Origin of the sequence: Erythrobacter sp. QSSC1-22B (assembly GCF_001678665.1) — a bacterium.
GTDB lineage: Bacteria > Pseudomonadota > Alphaproteobacteria > Sphingomonadales > Sphingomonadaceae > Qipengyuania.
In genome coordinates, this window is sequence record NZ_LZRP01000002.1 from 384,355 (window position 1) to 401,618 (window position 17,264).

At 66.0% G+C, this 17,264-nt stretch carries 18 protein-coding genes; 13 read left to right on the forward strand and 5 right to left on the reverse strand.

Going from position 1 to position 17,264, the window contains the following annotated elements:
- The first annotated feature begins 98 nt into the window (after positions 1-98).
- Positions 99-281, forward strand: a complete 183-nt coding sequence (locus A9995_RS05695; protein ID WP_067610189.1) for a CsbD family protein — start codon at positions 99-101, stop codon at positions 279-281.
- 168 nt (positions 282-449) lie between these two features.
- The gene (locus tag A9995_RS05700) at positions 450-977 is read left to right on the forward strand and encodes a hypothetical protein (protein ID WP_067610191.1); all 528 of its coding nucleotides are present in this window, start codon (positions 450-452) and stop codon (positions 975-977) included.
- 11 nt (positions 978-988) lie between these two features.
- Here A9995_RS05700 and A9995_RS05705 read toward each other — a convergent pair whose 3' ends face one another.
- The 3 genes from A9995_RS05705 to A9995_RS05715 form a co-directional block, all read right to left on the reverse strand.
- Positions 989-2,791, reverse strand: coding sequence for a long-chain fatty acid--CoA ligase (locus A9995_RS05705; protein WP_067610193.1), 1,803 nt, complete (start codon positions 2,789-2,791; stop codon positions 989-991).
- A 103-nt stretch (positions 2,792-2,894) separates the two neighbouring features.
- A complete protein-coding gene (gene ggt / locus A9995_RS05710; RefSeq protein WP_067610195.1) occupies positions 2,895-4,637 on the reverse strand; it encodes a gamma-glutamyltransferase in 1,743 nt (580 codons plus the stop codon).
- A 10-nt stretch (positions 4,638-4,647) separates the two neighbouring features.
- A complete protein-coding gene (locus tag A9995_RS05715) occupies positions 4,648-5,688 on the reverse strand; it encodes a quinone-dependent dihydroorotate dehydrogenase (RefSeq protein WP_067610197.1) in 1,041 nt (346 codons plus the stop codon).
- A gap of 461 nt (positions 5,689-6,149) precedes the next feature.
- Between A9995_RS05715 and A9995_RS05720 the strand changes: the two genes are divergently transcribed.
- From A9995_RS05720 to A9995_RS05765, 10 genes are all read left to right on the forward strand, one after another.
- Positions 6,150-7,859, forward strand: a complete 1,710-nt coding sequence (locus A9995_RS05720; protein WP_233998100.1) for a DUF885 family protein — start codon at positions 6,150-6,152, stop codon at positions 7,857-7,859.
- Between the two features lie 10 nt (positions 7,860-7,869).
- Complete coding sequence (locus A9995_RS05725) at positions 7,870-8,820, forward strand: helix-turn-helix domain-containing protein (protein ID WP_067610201.1); 951 nt, start codon at positions 7,870-7,872, stop codon at positions 8,818-8,820.
- A gap of 69 nt (positions 8,821-8,889) precedes the next feature.
- On the forward strand, positions 8,890-9,360 hold the full coding sequence (locus A9995_RS05730; protein WP_067610203.1) for an SUF system Fe-S cluster assembly regulator: 471 nt from the start codon (positions 8,890-8,892) through the stop codon (positions 9,358-9,360).
- Positions 9,360-10,859, forward strand: coding sequence for a Fe-S cluster assembly protein SufB (gene sufB, locus A9995_RS05735; protein ID WP_369815805.1), 1,500 nt, complete (start codon positions 9,360-9,362; stop codon positions 10,857-10,859). The genes A9995_RS05730 and sufB overlap by 1 nt, the downstream gene beginning before the upstream one ends.
- Positions 10,856-11,329, forward strand: coding sequence for a DUF559 domain-containing protein (locus tag A9995_RS05740; RefSeq protein ID WP_067610205.1), 474 nt, complete (start codon positions 10,856-10,858; stop codon positions 11,327-11,329). The genes sufB and A9995_RS05740 overlap by 4 nt, the downstream gene beginning before the upstream one ends.
- A 49-nt stretch (positions 11,330-11,378) precedes the next feature.
- Positions 11,379-12,125, forward strand: coding sequence for a Fe-S cluster assembly ATPase SufC (sufC, locus tag A9995_RS05745; protein ID WP_067610207.1), 747 nt, complete (start codon positions 11,379-11,381; stop codon positions 12,123-12,125).
- On the forward strand, positions 12,122-12,889 hold the full coding sequence (locus A9995_RS05750; RefSeq protein ID WP_067610215.1) for a SufD family Fe-S cluster assembly protein: 768 nt from the start codon (positions 12,122-12,124) through the stop codon (positions 12,887-12,889). Before sufC ends, A9995_RS05750 begins: the two co-directional genes overlap by 4 nt.
- On the forward strand, positions 12,886-14,124 hold the full coding sequence (locus A9995_RS05755; protein WP_067610217.1) for an aminotransferase class V-fold PLP-dependent enzyme: 1,239 nt from the start codon (positions 12,886-12,888) through the stop codon (positions 14,122-14,124). Before A9995_RS05750 ends, A9995_RS05755 begins: the two co-directional genes overlap by 4 nt.
- A 10-nt stretch (positions 14,125-14,134) precedes the next feature.
- Positions 14,135-14,653 carry an SUF system Fe-S cluster assembly protein gene (locus A9995_RS05760; protein ID WP_067610218.1) on the forward strand — a complete coding sequence of 173 codons (519 nt, stop codon included), beginning with the start codon at positions 14,135-14,137 and terminating at the stop codon, positions 14,651-14,653.
- On the forward strand, positions 14,653-15,009 hold the full coding sequence (locus A9995_RS05765) for an iron-sulfur cluster assembly accessory protein (RefSeq protein WP_067610219.1): 357 nt from the start codon (positions 14,653-14,655) through the stop codon (positions 15,007-15,009). The genes A9995_RS05760 and A9995_RS05765 overlap by 1 nt, the downstream gene beginning before the upstream one ends.
- Before the next feature lie 22 nt (positions 15,010-15,031).
- Here A9995_RS05765 and A9995_RS05770 read toward each other — a convergent pair whose 3' ends face one another.
- Together A9995_RS05770 and A9995_RS05775 are read right to left on the reverse strand one after the other, a co-directional pair.
- The gene (locus tag A9995_RS05770) at positions 15,032-15,466 is read right to left on the reverse strand and encodes a hypothetical protein (protein ID WP_067610220.1); all 435 of its coding nucleotides are present in this window, start codon (positions 15,464-15,466) and stop codon (positions 15,032-15,034) included.
- Complete coding sequence (locus A9995_RS05775) at positions 15,459-16,142, reverse strand: EI24 domain-containing protein (RefSeq protein ID WP_067610221.1); 684 nt, start codon at positions 16,140-16,142, stop codon at positions 15,459-15,461. Before A9995_RS05775 ends, A9995_RS05770 begins: the two co-directional genes overlap by 8 nt.
- 107 nt (positions 16,143-16,249) lie before the next feature.
- On the opposite strand from A9995_RS05775, the gene A9995_RS05780 reads away from it, so the two are divergent.
- Entirely contained in the window at positions 16,250-17,260 is a 1,011-nt protein-coding gene (locus A9995_RS05780; protein WP_067610226.1) for an adenosine kinase, read from the forward strand.
- The last annotated feature ends 4 nt before the right edge of the window (positions 17,261-17,264 follow it).

The following is a 17,264-nucleotide window of genomic DNA, read 5'->3' on the forward strand; positions in this document are numbered from 1 at the left end:
CCGGTTCGCGCGCTGTAATTCCATAGCCGCTTTTCCTGCGGCTTGCCGCCGAAAGGACCCATTCCGATCGACCGGCTCACTTATGCAGGAGAACAAACATGGGCGAGATGACAGACAAGACCAAGGGCATCGCCAACGAAGCCGCCGGCAATACCAAGCAGGCGGTCGGCGATGCGACCAATGATCATTCGATGAAGGCCGAAGGCAAGGCCCAGGAGCGCAAGGGCGAAGCCCAGAACCTCAAGGGTGAAGTCAAGGGTGCACTCGGCGACAAGGTCTGATCCCAGGCACGATACAAGCGAAAGGCCCGCGGGAAACCGCGGGCCTTTTTGTGTGTCGGGACCAGCCAGCATCGCCCGGCATCGCCAATCGCCCGGCAAATCGCTCAGCGCAAACCAGGTGTTAACCATCTTGGCCGATAGACCGTCCGGCAACAAGGGAGGGCCGACATGGCCATTGCAGCGACGGCATCGGGTACCATTGCGGAAATGCGCGAATTCGCGGGCTTCACCGCCGCCGAGCAGCGCTATATCCGCCGCAGCCTCGATATCGGGCTCGGGCGCTGCGACGCGTTCCGCATCTGGGGCCGGAATGCGGGTGAAAACGCCGCGATCCGCAGTCAGTATGTCGCCTATCAGGAGCTGAAAGCGTTGCGCCAGTCGATCCCGACGGCGACCGGCTTCGACGCGGTCGAGGGCTTCGTCGGCAAGCTGACCCGTGTCGCCGCCTTCGATCTGGCGCAGGAGCGGATCGACTGCTTCTCCGCCTTCCGCTTCCTCTACGAACGCCTGCTCGGCGCCGATTCGCGGCCCTGGCTGCCCAGCGCCTTCTGCGCCGCCGCCGCACTCCCGCAGATCCAGCCGCAACGCCGCAAGCTGCTGCTTCAGTCACTCAGCGAAGCCGCCGCGACCGCCCCGGGCTGGTCCGACCGGCCGCCTCGCTTCTTCCCCGAATATATCGAAGAAATCGCCGCTTAGGCCTTCCTCGGTTAGCTCTTGTACAGGCTGTTGAGCCGCTGCTGGTAGCGGTCCTTGATCTTGTGCCGCCGGATTTTCAGGCTCGGGGTCATTTCCTCGTTCTCGATAGTGAAGGCCTCGTCGGCGAAGGCGAACTGGCGCACCTTCTCGACCACCGACAGCTCGCGATTGACCCGATCTAGCGCGTCGCGCACCGCGGCCCGGAACCCGGGATCGTCCTGCAACGATTTGAAGTCGAACGCCTTGCCCTGTGCGGTGGCCCACTCGAGCGACCATTCGGCATCGGGGACTATCAGCCCGACGATGTAGGGGCGCTTGTCGCCGGTCACCATCGCCTGCGCGATCTCGGGCTGGAGCGTGAGCATCCCTTCGACCTTCTGCGGCGCAACATTGTCGCCCTTGTCGTTGACGATCATGTCCTTCTTGCGATCGGTAATCACGATCCTGCCATGATCGTCGATATGGCCGATATCGCCGGTGTGCAGCCAGCCGTCCTGTATCGTCCGCTCGGTCTCGGCCTTGTTCTGCCAATAGCCGTGCATCACCAATTCGCCGCGGCACAGGATTTCGCCATCCTCGGCGATGCGGACATCGACGCCGCGCATCGGCGGCCCGACGCTGTCCATCGCGATCCCGGCCGCGGGGCGGTTGCAACTGATGATCGGGCCGGCCTCGGTCTGGCCGTAGCCCTGGAGCACGGTCAGACCCATCGAGCTGAAGAAGGTCCCGACCTCCGGGTTGAGCGGCGCCCCGCCTGACACCATCGCCTTCAATCGCCCGCCGAAGCGCTGGCGGATCTTTGGTCGCAGCAGTTTCTCCAGCACGAAGTCGCGCCCGCCATCGCCGAATTTTCTGCGACCTGTCACGCGGCGCTCGCCCAGCGCCAGCGCGCTGTCCATCAGCCGCGCGGCCAGGCCACCCTGCTTGGCGACCTGCTTCATGATCCGGGTGCGCAGGACTTCGAACAGGCGCGGCACGACGACCATCACGGTCGGGCGCGTCTCCTCGATATTGGCGGCCAGCTTGTCGAGCCCTTCCGAATAGTAGATCTGCGCGCCAACCGAGATCGGCAGATATTGCCCGCCGGTATGCTCATAGGCGTGCGACAGCGGCAGGAAGGACAAAAAGCGCTCCTCCTTGCCGAGACCGAAGTCCTCGATGAGGATTTCTGCCGCCCCGGCGATATTGCACAAGATCGCGCCATGATGCTGGCGCACACCGCGCGGAGCACCGCCGGTACCGCTGGTGTAGATGATGCAGGCGGTGTCGCCGCGACCGATCGCGGCGATGCGCCGGTCGACTGCGGCGCGGGCGGCCGCAGCATCGCCGCGGACCAGGTCGCTCCAGCTATGCGCCCGGAGATCGCCTGCTTGATATTGCCGGATGCCATCGAAGGAAATGATGTGCTCGGCCAGCCCGGTCCGCATCATAGCGGGCAGCAGCGGCTGCGACAGCTTCTCGGTCGAGACGATGACCGCGCGCGCGCCCGAATTGTCGAGGATATGCGCGTGATCGCGCTCGGTGTTGGTGATGTAGGTTGGGACGGTGACGCATCCCGCCGCCATGATTGCGAGATCGGAAATGCACCATTCGGGCCGGTTTTCGCTGACGAGGCAGACTCGGTCGCCGGCATCGAGCCCCATCTTGCGCAGGCTTTCTGCCAACAGGCAGACCTGGTCGGCCGCTTCGGACCAGCTGATGGTGCGCCACTCGCCTGTGGATTTCGCGCCCAGAAAGGGCGCGTCTCCGCGTTCGTCGGCTCGTTTGAGAAACAGCTCAACGAGACTGTTCGCAGCATCGATATCGGACAGCATCCGGCCTGGCTCCCTCTTGTCTTTTCTATTGGCAGATCAACTGCGTCGCGTGGCTTAGGAGGCTGGCTGACCTACGGCAAGTGGGCGAGAAAGCCGCGTCCGTTCAGGGAACCGTGACCCCGAGATCGATCCGCGGATCGCGCGCGGCTTCCCAGATCGTGCCCTCGCGCTTGATCGCGCCGGCCTTCAGTCCCACCTCGCGTGGGACCACCTCGGAATGGCCGAGCTCCTGCAATGCGGGGATGGCGGTTTCGAGCCAGGTCCCTTCCTCGACCATCACTGTGTCGCCGAAACCCATGATGAATGGCAGGCCGAGCGCCTCTTTCGCGAAAAGCCCGAAATCGATCACCCCGATGATGCCGCGCGCGGTCTGCACCGGGATGGTGGGGCCGCCCGCCGCGCCGATCACCAGCACCGGGCGTCCCTCAGGGTCCCACACGACGGTCGGTGCCATCGAGCTGCGCGGACGCTTGCCGCCTTCCACCCGATTGGCGACCGGCAGGCCATCGACGGTCGGGCTGCGGCTGAAATCGGTAAGCTCGTTGTTGAGGTAGAACCCGCCCGCCATCATGCCGGAGCCGAACACCCCCTCGATAGTGGAGGTGTAGCTGATCATCGTTCCCGTGGGATCGACCGCCGCGATATGCGAGGTGCCGCGTTCCTCGGGTTCGTTGCCATCGGCGAGCGCGGTGTCCGCGCCCGCAGGACGGCCGGGCGCGACCGCCGCGAGACTCGTCTTGATCGAGATGAGCTCGCTGCGGCGGACGATGTAGGCCGGATCGATCAGCCCCGCGACGGGAACCGCCACAAAATCGCTGTCGGCAATATACAATTCGCGATCGGCATAGGCGAGCCGCTGCGATTCGACGAACAGGTGCCAGGTCTGCGGATTGTAGAGACCCAGCCCGGCCAGATCGAAGCGCTCGAGCTGGCCGAGGATCTGCAGCACCGCGATCCCGCCCGATGATGGCGGCCCCATTCCGCAGACCCGATAGCCGCGATAGGAACCGCACACGCCATCGCGATCGACAGCGCGATAGTCGGCAATATCCGCCGGTGTCATCGCAGTGTCGCGCGGGGTCTTGCCGGCGACCGTCCCGGCGATCTCCTGCGCGAGGGCCCCGGTGTAGAATGCCGCCGCCCCCTCAGCCGCAATCCGCTCCAGCGTCTGCGCGAGCGGCTCGTTGCGAACGATATGCCCGGCGGGATGCGGCTGGCCACCATCGTCGTAGAACAGCGCTTGCGTGGCGGGAACCGCGCCCGCCCGCTCCGGCATCCGCTCGAGATAGGAAGCGAGCCGTATGTTGATGGCAAAACCTTCGCGCGCCAATTCGATCGCGGGGGCGAACAGCGCGGCCCAGGGCAGTTTGCCGTATCGGGCATGCGCCTCGGCGGCGAGCGCGATATTGCCCGGCACCCCCACGCTCGACCCGCTCATCACGCTCTGCATGAAAGGCGGCACGCTGCCATCCTCGGCGAGGAACCAGTCGGGGGTCGCGCCAGATGGTGCGGTTTCGCGCCCGTCGATCGTCTCGATCCCCCCATCCGCGGTTCCGCGAACGTAGAAACCACCGCCACCGATGCCCGAGCTTTGCGGCTCGACCACGGTTAGCGCCAGCATGGTCGCGAGCGCAGCGTCGGTGGCGCTGCCGCCTTGCCAGAGCATGGCCATGCCGGCCGCTTGCGCGCGCGGGTCGGCGGCGCTGACGCTGCCGACGAAGGGCAGTTGGGCTGTCGAGGGGGGTTGGACCGGAGCCGAGGCCGGGGCCGGGTCGGGAGATTGGGCGAGGGCGCCGCTCGCAAGCGAGAGCGGCAGGGCGAATGTGGCGAGAAGGCGGGTGATCATACCCGCCCTGCTATTCGCTCCCGACGGCTTCCGCAATCGTGCCAAAACCGTCACGCCGCATCAGCCGCTCCATGCCGCGCACGATCCTCCGCGCGAGCCCGGGTCCCTGATAGACCAGCGCCGAGTAGAGCTGGACGAGGCTCGCGCCTGCGCGGATCCGCGTCCAGGCGTCTTCCGCACTCGCGATCCCGCCGACCCCGACCAGCGGGATCGCCCCGCCGCTGGCGCTGCGGAAATCGCGCAAGCGCTGCAATGCAAGGTCGCGCAAGGGCGCGCCGGAGAGCCCGCCGGTCTCGCCGCCATGGCGCGAGCGCAGACCGGTGCGGACGATGGTGGTGTTCGAGACGATCAGCGCCGCCAGTCGCCGGTCGAGCGCGATGCGCGAGATGGCATCGATGTCCGCCGGTTCCAGATCGGGCGCGACCTTGAGGAAGATCGGCGGGCCAGCTTCGCCGCACACTTCGCTCCGGGCCTCGAGCACCGCGTCGAGCAGCCCGGTCAGCGCGCCCTCGTCCTGCAGCGCGCGCAGGCCGGGCGTGTTGGGGCTGGAAATATTGACCGCCAGATAGCTGGCCAGCGGCGCCAGCAGCCGGGTCAGCTGCGCATAGTCGGCAATCCGGTCGGCGCTGTCCTTGTTGGCACCGATGTTGACGCCCACGATCCCGGCGCGGTCACGACGGCCCTCGAGCCGGCGGGCGAGGGCATCGCCGCCCTCGTTGTTGAACCCCATCCGGTTGATCACGGCGCGATCCTGGACCAGCCGGAACAGCCGCGGGGTGGGGTTTCCCGCCTGCGGAAGCGGGGTGATCGAGCCGACTTCTGCGAAACCGAACCCCAGACCGAGCAGCGCATCGGGCACTTCGCCATTCTTGTCGAAGCCTGCAGCGAGCCCCACCGGGTTGGGAAAGCGCAACCCGGCCAAGGTGGTCGCCAGCGGCCCGGCGGCGGCAGGCGCGCGGCGCGGCATGGCCCTGAGCGCCGCAACCGTGAGGCGGTGGGCGCGCTCGGGATCGAGCGCGAAGATGGCCGGGCGGACGAGGTCGAACAGCATGGCGCCGCCTATGGGCAAAGCGATGCGCGGTGTCGAGCAGGCGCGGACCGGGCGCCTACGGATATTGCAGGCGGAGAGCCGCTGTCGTTTGCATACAATCGGAAACATCCGTTCTGGCGTAACAGTCTTCTTGCGACCCGAAGGACCCGACGCCGTTGCGGCGGGTTCCTCTACTGAAAGGGCGGTCTCTTCGGGGGCCGCCCGCTTTTTTCGCCCGATCTCATCTCGACCAGACGCGCAGTCGACCACACGCCATCGCGATATGCCCGGATTCGGCGCGGCGATTTCGCCAAGGCTGGCAATCGCTTAGGTTTTGCCCCATGCCCCTTGTACAAATACGACATGGGGATTGAGCGATGCGTTTCAGACAGGTGGGAATTTCGATAGCGGCACTGGCACTGGCCTCCTGCGCCACCACTCAAGGAGCGGGCCAAGGAGCGGGTGTTAGCGACGGTGCTGCGATGACCGCACCGCAGCCCGACGAAGATTTGGGCCAGCTGTTCGAAACCTACGATGCGCAGCAACTCGCGCTTTCGCCGCTGTCCAAGGCCTATCGCGGCATCCGCGACGAGGATTACAGCCGCTGGGGCGATTTCTCCGCCGCTGCCGAGGAGCGCGAAGAGGACCTGTTGCAATCCACCGCTGCGACGATGCGCGCCAATTACGATCTTGCCGATCTGTCACGCGAGGATGCGCTTAGCTACCGGTTGTTCGACGCCATGGCCGAGCGCAGCGCCGCTTTGTACCCGTTCCGCGACTCTGGCTATGTCTTCGACCAGATGCGCGGCGCGCAGAGCCAGCTGCCCGCATTCCTGATCAACATCCACCGCGTCGACAGCGCCGAGAGCGCACAGGCCTACGTCAGCCGGATCGAAGGCCTGGGCACGGTGATCGACACGCTGACCGCCGAATCGCGCGAGCGCGCCGCCGCCGGGGTGATGCCGCCCGATTGGGTCTATCCCTATGTCATCTCGGACATCGAGAACCTGCTTGCTGCGGGCGACGACAATGCGATTCTCGAGGATTATCGCAAGAAGGTCGCCGCGCTCGACAGTGCCGAAAGCAATGGGATCGTGCAGGGCGCCGGGACGCGCGCCTGGAACGCCAATGCCCGCCCCGCCTACCAGCGGCTGCTCGCCGAGATGAAACGCCAGCAGGCCATCGCGCCGACGCAGGACGGCATCTGGCGGTTCCCGCAGGGCGCGCAATATTACAAAGCGCTGCTCGCCAATTACACCACCACCGATCTCACCCCAGACCAGATCCACCAGATCGGGCTCGACAACGTCGAGCGCATCCATGACGAGATGCGCAGCATCATGGACGAGGTCGGGTTCGAAGGCACGCTGCAGGAATTCTTCGAGTTCACCCGCACCGACGAACGCTTCTATTACGACAACCGCGAGGCCTATCTCGCCGATGCCGAAGCCAAGCTCGATGCGATGGAAGAGCGCCTGCCCGAGTACTTCTCGACATTGCCCACCGATCCGCTGGTAATCAAGCCGGTCGAGGCCTTCCGCGAAAAGAGCGCGGGCAAGGCCTTTTACCAGCGCCCGGCACCCGACGGCTCGCGCCCGGGTACCTATTACGTCAATCTCTACAACCTTCGGGACATGAGCAAGAACGAGCTCGAGGCGCTGGCCTACCACGAAGGCCTGCCCGGCCATCACCTCCAGCTGTCGATCCAGACCCAGCTGGGCGACGTCCCGCCGTTCCGCCGCTTCGGCGGAGTGACCGCCTACAGCGAGGGCTGGGGCCTCTATACCGAGGAACTGGGCAAGGACATGGGCTTCTACACCGATCCCTATTCCGACTTCGGCCGGCTGGGGATGGAACTGTGGCGGGCCGCGCGGCTGGTGGTCGACACCGGGCTGCACCACAAGCGCTGGAGCCGCGAGGAAGCGATCCAGTATCTCACCGACAACACCCCCAATCCCGATGGCGATATCCGCAAGGCGATCGAGCGCTACATCGTCTATCCGGGCCAGGCGACCGCCTATATGATCGGCAAGCTCAAGATCATGGAACTGCGCGATCGGGCGCGCACGCAATTGGGCGACCGGTTCGATATTCGCGCCTTCCACGACGTGATCCTGACGAGCGGACCGGTGCCGCTCTCGATCATGGAGGAGAATGTCGATACCTGGATCGCCGAGGTTGGGGCGGGATAAGGAAGGCTGAATGGCGGGGCCAAGGGGAGCAAAAGGCGAGCAGGGGCAACTCACCCCCGCCAACCGTTTTGCCATCGATTATCTGGGCGTGTCGCCAGAACTGAGCGACTACGTCACGACCTTCTATCACTTCCGTTGCGATGACGAGAAGGTCAGCGACATCCAGCCCGCGGCGATCGGCCATCTGAGCCTGTTCCCATTCGGGGAGGGCGAGATGGTCTTGCCCGAGGGCGGCATCGATCCCTCGCACCGGGTCAATCTCTTGACCCCGTTCTCGCGCGCCGTGCCGTTCCGCGTCGATGGGCCGTTCCACGCGATCGGCGCCGCGCTCAGCCCGCTGGGCTGGGCTGCCCTCACCGGCCTGTGCGCCAAGACCCATGGCAACCGGCTCTATCGCGCCGACGACTGGCTCGACTCCGCGCTGTTCGAGACCGGCCACGCGCTGTGCACCGCCTACCGCGCTGGCCAGAAGGACGCGGAGCAATGCGTGGCCGAACTGGGGCCCGCGATGCTGGCGGCAATGCAGCCGCTCAAACCCGGCCACCCGGAGCTGATCGCCGCCACCAATGCCTGGCTGGCGGGCGATTTCCTCCCGGAGATCGACGTGCTCTATGCCGCTTCGCCCTATTCGCGGCGCCAGACCCAGCGGCTGGTCGAGCGCTATTTCGGGCTCTCGCCGGTGGCGCTGCGGCGCAAATACCGCGCGCTGCGCGCTGCGACGCTGCTCTCGCTGCCCAGCCTGACGATGGAATACGAGGCGCAGATCGGCCAGGCCTTCTACGACCAGCCGCATATGATCCGCGAGATCCGGCTGTTCGCGGGGCGGACCCCGGCGCGGATCGTCGATCCGAGCTCGCCCTATCTGACCGAGATGCTCAACAAGAAGAACCTGCGTCAGGTCGGCCTGCCCATCGCTATGGACGAGGATGCTAACGACTCGCAAGAGTCGAAAATGGCTTGAAAGCGCGACTTTGCGACCATAGATGCTCAATCGGAACAAAATGGTCCGATTTGAGAAAACAGTTTGACGATGCGCCTCTCCAACCTAGCCGATTACGCCGTGGTCACTATGTGCGCCGCGGCGCGCCATTGTGGCGGCGGGCGCACGAGTGCGGCCGCGCTGGCGGCGGAAACCGGTCTCCCGGTCCCGACCGTGCAGAAGCTGGTTAGCAAGCTTTCGGCGGCCGGGCTGCTGCGCTCGACGCGCGGCTCGGGCGGCGGTCTGCAACTCGCGCGTCCCGCCGCCTCGATCAGCGTCGCCGATATCGTCGAGGCTGTCGAAGGACCCATCGCGCTGACCGCCTGCGCCGATGGTGGCGAATGCAGCGTCGATGCTCTGTGCAGCGTCCGCCCGCACTGGCCGATGATCAACGAAGCCCTGCGCGGGACGCTGGCGAGCATCCCGCTGACGCAGCTCGCTGGACAGCCCGCGAAGACCATTCCCTCGCCACGAAGCGCAGCGCTTCGCGCCGATCCGTGCACCATGCCGCGAGCACTCTAATGACCGAAAGCCCCACCATGACCGACAGCCTCGAACTCCAGGATCAGGACGCCCATGATGCCGCCGCCCGCGCGGCGGATTACGAGCACGGCTGGTCGTCGGATATCGAACAGGATTTCGCCCCCAAGGGGCTGAACGAGGACACCGTCCGCTTCATCTCGGCCAAGAAGAACGAGCCGCAATGGATGCTCGACTGGCGGCTCAAGGCCTTCCGCCTGTGGCAGGACATGGAAGAGCCCGACTGGGCCAAGATCGGCTATCCGAAGATCGACTACCAGGACGCCTATTATTACGCCGAACCGCGCGCCAAGCCCAAGCTGGGCTCGCTCGACGAGGTCGATCCAGAAATCCTGCGCGTTTACGAAAAGCTGGGCATCCCGATCGCCGAGCAGGAAGTGCTCGCCGGGGTCGAGGGTGCGCGCAAGGTCGCGGTGGATGCGGTGTTCGACTCGGTCAGCGTCGCCACCACCTTCCGCAAGGAGCTGGAAAGCGCAGGCGTGATCTTCCGTTCGATCTCCGAGGCGATCCGCGAATATCCCGAGCTGGTGAAGCAGTGGCTGGGCAAGATCGTGCCGCAGCGCGACAATTACTTCGCCACGCTCAATTGCGCGGTCTTTTCCGACGGCACCTTCGTCTACATCCCCGAAGGCGTGCGCTGCCCGATGGAGCTCAGCACCTATTTCCGCATCAACGCCGAGAACACCGGCCAGTTCGAACGCACGCTGATCATCGCCGAGAAGGGCTCCTACGTTAGCTATCTCGAGGGCTGCACCGCGCCGATGCGCGACGAGAACCAGCTTCACGCGGCAGTGGTCGAGCTGGTGGCGATGGACGATGCCGAGATCAAATATTCCACGGTCCAGAACTGGTACCCCGGTAACTCCGAGGGTGTGGGTGGGATCTACAATTTCGTCACCAAGCGCGGATTGTGCCAGGGCGCGCGCAGCAAGATTTCCTGGACCCAGGTCGAGACCGGCAGCGCGGTGACGTGGAAATACCCCTCCTGCGTGCTCAACGGCGAAGACAGCGTGGGCGAGTTCTACTCGGTCGCGGTGACCAACAATCACCAGCAGGCCGACACCGGGACCAAGATGATCCACAATGGCTCGGGCACCCGCTCGACGATCATCTCCAAGGGCATCAGCGCGGGCAAGAGCAGCAACACCTATCGCGGGCTGGTCCGCGTCGGCGCCAATGCCGAGAACGTGCGCAACCGCACCGAATGCGACAGCCTGCTGATCGGCTCGCAATGCGGCGCGCACACCGTGCCCTACATTGAGGTCAGGAACCCCAGCGCGCAGATCGAGCACGAGGCGACCACCAGCAAGATTTCCGACGACCAGCTGTTCTACGCGCAGCAGCGCGGGCTCGACGAGGAAGAGGCGATCGCGTTGATCGTCAACGGCTTCGCCAAGGACGTGATGAAGCAATTGCCGATGGAATTCGCGGTCGAGGCGCAGAAGCTGCTGGCGATTTCGCTCGAAGGAAGCGTGGGGTGACCGAACGCAAAACCCTCAATCTCCGCTCGCCTTCCGAGCAGGACGACGCCGCGCCTACGCTCAACAAGAAGGGCCGCGGGTGGAAGATTTCGGACACAAGGCTCGATGTGCTGCATGACCGCGCGCGCGAGATGAAGCGGCATTCCTCGGAAGCGCACAAGGCGCTGGCCGAGCGCTTCGCCATGGCCGATTTCGGGCGCCACAAATTCACCCGCCACGCGGTGGTCGGCTCGGCGATCGTCGATTTCAACTGCCACACGCTCGGCCTCGCGATCGCGATCGACGAGGACGACACCAGCGAAGCGCTCGCCACGCGGCGCGACAAGAGCCTTGCGGCGGTCGGCATCCGCGTGATGCACATCCCCGCCGCCGATATCCTCGCCGATCTCGACGCGGTCACCGCCGCCATCGGCGACGCCATGCGCAAGCGGATCGCGGAAAAACAGAGCGTGCGGCGCGAACGCCGCTGACGCCGAACCTCTCATCATACCAATGAACGAAAGCCCTATGCCCCAGCCAATGCTCCAGATTGAAAACCTCTCCGCCGAAATCGGTGGCACCAAGATCCTCGACGGCCTCTCGCTCAGCGTGGGGGCGGGCGAGGTGCATGCGATCATGGGCCCCAATGGCGCGGGGAAATCGACGCTCGCCTATGTGCTGGGCGGGCGCCCCGGCTACGAAGTGACCGGCGGCAGCGTGCGCTTCGATGGCAAGGATCTGCTCGACATGGAGCCGCACGAGCGCGCCGCGGCGGGCATGTTCCTCGGGTTCCAGTACCCGGTCGAGATTCCCGGGGTCTCCAACGTCCAGTTCCTGCGCGAGGCGCTCAACGCCCAGCGCAAGCACCGCGGCGAGGAGCCGCTGAACGGCGGCGAGTTCCTCAAGCTGGCCAAGGAAAAGGCCGCGCTGCTCAAGCTCGATATGGACATGCTCAAACGCCATGTGAATGTCGGCTTCTCGGGCGGCGAGAAGAAGCGCGCCGAGATGGTCCAGATGGGCATTCTCGATCCCAGTTTCGCGGTGCTCGACGAGACCGACAGCGGGCTCGACATCGATTCGCTGCGCGTGGTCGGCGATGGCATCAACGCGATCATGCGCCAGCCCGGCAAGGGCGTGCTGCTGATCACCCATTACCAGCGCCTGCTCCAGGTGGTGCAACCCGACTATGTCCACATCCTCAGCCAAGGGCGGATCGCGAAGACCGGCAGCGCCGATCTGGCCAACCAGCTCGAGGCCGAAGGCTACGACAAGGTGATGGCCGCATGAGCGAACTCGCAACGCACCCCACCCGCCCCACCCGGAGAGATGAAGCCTGGCGCTATTCTGCGGTCGAGGCGCTCGAAGGCGTCGATCTCGATGTCTGGCGCGACATCACGATCGCGCCGGGCGAGAGCTGGAGCGAATGCCTGGTGATCGAGGACGGCGCGGATACCGCCGCTACCGAATTGCGCCGCTTGCGGATCGATATCGGCGCGGGCGCGCGCTGCGCCATATTCGCTATTGCGGCCGCGGCCGAATACGCGCGGATCGAGATCGAAGTCCGGATGGGCCGCGGTGCGCATTTCGAGATGGGCGGGATCACGGTCGGCGGGCGCGACACGGTGCGCGAATTCGTCACCCGCGTCGTCCATGCCGAGCCCGAGGCGACCAGCAACCAGACCGTCCGCTCCGTCCACTGGGGCAAGGGCACGGGCAATTTCCTCGGTAGCATCGATGTGGTGCGCGATGCGCAGAAGACCGACGCGGCGCAGGATTTCAAGGGCCTGCTGCTCGACCGCGGCGCCAGCGTCAACGCGGTGCCGCAACTCGAAATCTTCGCCGACGACGTCAAATGCGCGCATGGCGCCACCGTCGGCCAGCTCGACGAGACCGCGCGCTACTATATGGCCGCGCGCGGCATCCCGCCCGAACTGTCGCGGCGGCTGCTGGTCCAGGCCTTTATCGGCGATGCGCTGGTCGGGCTTTCGGACGACGACACGCGCGAGCGGCTGATGCGGGTCGCGCTCGACAAGCTGGACAAGCACCTATGACCCAAGCTGCACTTCTCGATATCGGCACAGCCGATCCCGGCCAGAAGGCCGATTTCCCGGGCATGGTCACCCGCGATGGCGCGCCGTGGCACTATCTCGATACCGCCGCCACCGCGCAGAAACCGCAGGCCGTGATCGACGCGATGAGCAACGCACTGGGCAGGGACTACGCCACCGTCCACCGCGGCATCTACGGGCGCAGCGCGCAAATGACGCTGGGTTACGAGACCGCACGCCGGAAGGTGGCCAGGTTCATGCGGGCCGCCAGCGAGAACGAGATCGTCTTCGTGCGCGGCGCGACCGAAGGCATCAATTTGGTCGCGCAAAGCTGGGGCCTGTCGCACTTGCAGGAAGGCGACCGGATCATGCTCTCGCAACTGGAGCATCATTCCAACATCGTGCCATGGCAGATGGTTGCCGAACGGACCGGTGCCGTCATCGACGTCTGCCCGCTGACCGAGGACGGGCGGATCGATTGCGACGCGCTTGAGACCATGCTGACACCGCGTCACAAGATGGTCGCGCTGGCGCATCTCTCGAACGTTCTGGGTTCGGTGCTCGACGCACGGCGCGCCGCCGATCTGGCGCATGCCGTCGGTGCGAAACTGCTGCTCGACGGCTGCCAGGCCGCTCCGCGTATGGTGCTCGACATGGCCGCGCTCGATTGCGATTTCTACGTGTTTTCGGGGCACAAGCTCTACGGTCCCACCGGGATCGGGGTCCTCTGGGCACGCGAGAGCCTGCTCGAGGCGATGCCGCCGTGGCAGGGCGGCGGCGCGATGATCGACCAAGTCAGCTTCGCGCGCACCACCTACGCCCCGCCGCCGCAGCGCTTCGAGGCGGGCACGCCGATGATTACCGAAGCGATCGCGCTGGCCGCGGCGATCGACTATCTCGCCCAGTTCGATCTGGAGCAATTGTTCGCGCATGAATCCGCGCTCGCGCGCCAGACCCGCGACATGCTCCGGGGTTTCAATTCGGTGCGCCTGTTCGGCCCCGAGGATTCGGCGGGAATCGTCTCTTTCGCGATGGAGGGGGTTCACCCGCACGATCTGGGTACCATATTGGATGAAGAGAACGTCGCGATCCGCGCCGGGCACCATTGCGCGCAGCCGCTGATGGAGCATCTCGGGGTTCCGGCCACCGCGCGAGCCAGCTTCGGCCTATATTCGGACGAAGCCGATATCGCCGCCCTCGCCCGCGGGATCGAACGCACGCTCAAGATTTTCGCCTAGGAAAGATGGTATGAACAAGCCCAGCGACGACCAGGATTTCATCGCCGCCCCTGCACCGAACGAGCAGGTGCTGCAAAAGCCGCCGCGCGCGCGGGTCGAGGATGCGATCGATCCCGACCTTGCTCCCGCTGCCGAAGCGCCGCGCCAGACACTGGAGCGCAAGCGCGACTATCTCGATGGCTTCCTCAAGCAGCAGCCCGAAGCCATGCAGGCAGGCGAGCCGGGCGGCGAGCTTTACGAAGCGGTGGTCGCGGCGATCCGCGAGATCTACGATCCGGAAATCCCCGTGAACATCTACGATCTCGGGCTGATCTACGGCGTCGAGGTTTCCGCCGACAACGACGTCGTCGTCAACATGACGCTGACCACTCCGAATTGTCCGGTCGCCGAGACCATGCCCGGCGAGGTCGAATTGCGCGCCGCCAGCGTGCCCGGCGTGCGCGATGCGCAGGTCAACCTGGTCTGGCACCCACCGTGGGGCCCGGACAAGATGACCGACGAGGCACGGCTCGAACTGGGGATGCTGTAATGGCCCAATCCACGCTCAAGAAACGCCCCGCCGCGGTCGAACTGACGCAAGGGGCCGAGGCGCGCGTCGCCGATCTGATGGCCAAGGCGCCTGCGGATGCGATCGGGGTCAAGCTGTCGACCCCGCGCCGCGGCTGCTCGGGCCTCGCCTATTCGGTCGACTACGTCACCGAGGAAGTGGCTTTCGACGAGAAGATCGAAACCCCCGGCGGCGTATTATACATCGACGGGGCGAGCGTGCTCTATCTGGTCGGCAGCATCATGGACTGGGTCGAGGATGATTTCACCGCCGGGTTCGTGTTCGCAAACCCCAACGCCAAGGGTGCCTGCGGCTGCGGCGAAAGCTTCATGGTCTAGCGCCAAGAGCTAGCGTTTCGCGCTAGCGTCTCAGGGCGGCGACGCAGGCGGCGCGATCGACATCGATCCCGTCGCTAGCCCGCCGCGCATCGACATAGGTCGCGCTCGGCTCCGCGCCCGGACGGAGCGGATAGAGATAGATATCGAGGACGCAGGCCTCGCCGCTGAACTGCAGCTTGAGCGCATCGCCCTCGCGCACTTCGAGCCGCGGAGGCCCGAAGCTGTTGGCCAGCGCGGTGCCATTCTGGCCGATCACCCCCTCGAGCCCCGGCAATTGCATGATCCGCGGCGCGACGAAGCCGCCGGTGCTCGGCGCGACCTGCGGCCTCGCCGGTGTCATCGGCGGCGGCGCCTCGCCGCGCACCGGGGCGCGCGGGGATTGCGGCGTGGTGGCGGGCGCGGTGACACAGCCGGCCAGTAGCGTGAGGGCGAGGAGCGAGGCTCCGGTTCTAAGCATGATCTGGTCTTCCGCGATGGACGAGATGGGTGGCGCTCGCCGCGCCGAGCACGGGAGCGAGGAAATTGACGAACGGCTCCGCCAGCAGCGCCGCCACCAGCCCGCCGAGCACGAAGCGGGTCGGCGCGCCGATGGGAGCGGTATCATCGAGGGCCTGTCGGTGGCGCAGCCAGACCATGTCCTGCAATTCGCGCCCCAGCAGCACGGCGTTGGCAAGCCAGAACACCAGCGCCGCACCCACCCCGGTGAACAGCAGCACCAGCGCGATCGGCGAGACCGCCAGATTGACCAGCAGCGCGCGCCCGGTCGAGCGGGCGCTGTTGCGCAGCGCCGTGCCGAAGGACAGTTCGGGCACCGCGGCGGCGGCGGGATAGTGCCGCGCCTCGACCGCGCGGACCACATCCTCGGCGAAGAACTGCAGCACCGCCAGAGCCACCAGGCGGAACAGCAGCCAACCGGCGATCAGCACCGCCAGCACGGCGAGCAGCGTCCCGAAGCCCGATCCCTTTGCCACGCCCAGCGATTCCAGAGCGGCATCGAAAGCAAAGCTCGCGCCCCAGCCCAACGCCGCGAAGATCGCCAGCGTCAGCGCCAGACTCTTGCCGAGAATGCGCAGGATCGCGGGGTCGCCCAATTGGCCGATCGACAGGGCAAGGGCGCGGGGGAGCGAGGTCATCGGGGTCAGCGCTTGCGCATGCGGCCCGTGCAAGTCAACGCCGCGCTTGGCGCGCCGGGGCCGAGCCGCTAACGGGCCACGACGAAACGCAATATCCCGGAGCCTCCATGACCGAACCCCGTTACGACGTAATCGCCATCGGCAACGCCATCGTCGATGTGATGGCCCCTTGCGAGGATGCGCTGATCGAGGAACTCGGGCTCAACCGCGGCGGGATGACGCTGGTCGACACAGCGCGCGCCACCGAGCTCTACGACGCGATGGGTCCTGCGCGGGAAATCTCGGGCGGTTCGGCCGCCAACACGCTCGCGGGGATGTCGGCGCTGGGCGCGCAATGCGCCTTTATCGGCCAGGTCGCCGACGACCAGCTGGGGCAGATATTCGGGCACGACATCCGCGCCGGCGGGATCGATTTCGACACCCCTGTGCGCCCAACAAACAACGACGAGACCGATCCGCCGACCGCGCGCTGCCTGATCTTCGTCACCCCCGATGGCGAACGGACGATGAACACCTTTCTCGGTGCCAGCCAGTTCCTGCCCCCCGCCGCGCTCGACGACGAGACCATCGCCAGCGCCGCGATCCTCTATCTCGAGGGCTATCTTTGGGACCCCGAGGAACCGCGCCGCGCGATGCGCCGCGCGATCGAGGTCGCACGCCGTGCCGGGCGCAAGGTCGCCTTCACCGCCAGCGAGAGCTTCGTGATCGAGCGCCATGGCGACGATTTCCGCCAATTGATCGAAGACGGGATGATCGACATCCTGTTCGTCAACGAGGGCGAGCTGGCGACCCTGACCGGCGAGGAGACATTCGAGGCCGGCGTCGCCGCGCTCAAGGACAAGGTCCCGGTGCTGGTCGCAACGCGCGGCCCCGATGGCGCGATCGCCATCGCCGACGGGGTCCGCGCCGAAACCAAGGCCGAGCCGGTCGAGCGTGTGGTCGACACCACCGGCGCGGGCGATCTGTTCGCCGCGGGCTTCCTCACCGGGCACGCGCGTGGCGAACCGCTCGAAACCTGCCTGCGAATGGGCGCGATCTGCGCTGCCGAGGTGATCAGCCATTACGGCGCTCGGCCCGAGGCGGACCTCAAGGCGCTGGTCGAGGCGGGAATCGTCTGAGGCG

What these genes read in the sequence shown, in the direction of transcription:
- A9995_RS05695 (WP_067610189.1), top strand. Translation starts at nt 99, where the DNA reads ATGGGCGAGATGACAGACAAGACCAAGGGCATCGCCAACGAAGCCGCC.
- A9995_RS05700 (WP_067610191.1), top strand. Translation starts at nt 450, where the DNA reads ATGGCCATTGCAGCGACGGCATCGGGTACCATTGCGGAAATGCGCGAA.
- A9995_RS05705 (WP_067610193.1), bottom strand. Translation starts at nt 2,791, where the DNA reads ATGCTGTCCGATATCGATGCTGCGAACAGTCTCGTTGAGCTGTTTCTC.
- ggt (WP_067610195.1), bottom strand. Translation starts at nt 4,637, where the DNA reads ATGATCACCCGCCTTCTCGCCACATTCGCCCTGCCGCTCTCGCTTGCG.
- A9995_RS05715 (WP_067610197.1), bottom strand. Translation starts at nt 5,688, where the DNA reads ATGCTGTTCGACCTCGTCCGCCCGGCCATCTTCGCGCTCGATCCCGAG.
- A9995_RS05720 (WP_233998100.1), top strand. Translation starts at nt 6,150, where the DNA reads ATGACCGCACCGCAGCCCGACGAAGATTTGGGCCAGCTGTTCGAAACC.
- A9995_RS05725 (WP_067610201.1), top strand. Translation starts at nt 7,870, where the DNA reads ATGGCGGGGCCAAGGGGAGCAAAAGGCGAGCAGGGGCAACTCACCCCC.
- A9995_RS05730 (WP_067610203.1), top strand. Translation starts at nt 8,890, where the DNA reads ATGCGCCTCTCCAACCTAGCCGATTACGCCGTGGTCACTATGTGCGCC.
- sufB (WP_369815805.1), top strand. Translation starts at nt 9,360, where the DNA reads ATGACCGAAAGCCCCACCATGACCGACAGCCTCGAACTCCAGGATCAG.
- sufC (WP_067610207.1), top strand. Translation starts at nt 11,379, where the DNA reads ATGCTCCAGATTGAAAACCTCTCCGCCGAAATCGGTGGCACCAAGATC.
- A9995_RS05750 (WP_067610215.1), top strand. Translation starts at nt 12,122, where the DNA reads ATGAGCGAACTCGCAACGCACCCCACCCGCCCCACCCGGAGAGATGAA.
- A9995_RS05755 (WP_067610217.1), top strand. Translation starts at nt 12,886, where the DNA reads ATGACCCAAGCTGCACTTCTCGATATCGGCACAGCCGATCCCGGCCAG.
- A9995_RS05760 (WP_067610218.1), top strand. Translation starts at nt 14,135, where the DNA reads ATGAACAAGCCCAGCGACGACCAGGATTTCATCGCCGCCCCTGCACCG.
- A9995_RS05765 (WP_067610219.1), top strand. Translation starts at nt 14,653, where the DNA reads ATGGCCCAATCCACGCTCAAGAAACGCCCCGCCGCGGTCGAACTGACG.
- A9995_RS05770 (WP_067610220.1), bottom strand. Translation starts at nt 15,466, where the DNA reads ATGCTTAGAACCGGAGCCTCGCTCCTCGCCCTCACGCTACTGGCCGGC.
- A9995_RS05775 (WP_067610221.1), bottom strand. Translation starts at nt 16,142, where the DNA reads ATGACCTCGCTCCCCCGCGCCCTTGCCCTGTCGATCGGCCAATTGGGC.
- A9995_RS05780 (WP_067610226.1), top strand. Translation starts at nt 16,250, where the DNA reads ATGACCGAACCCCGTTACGACGTAATCGCCATCGGCAACGCCATCGTC.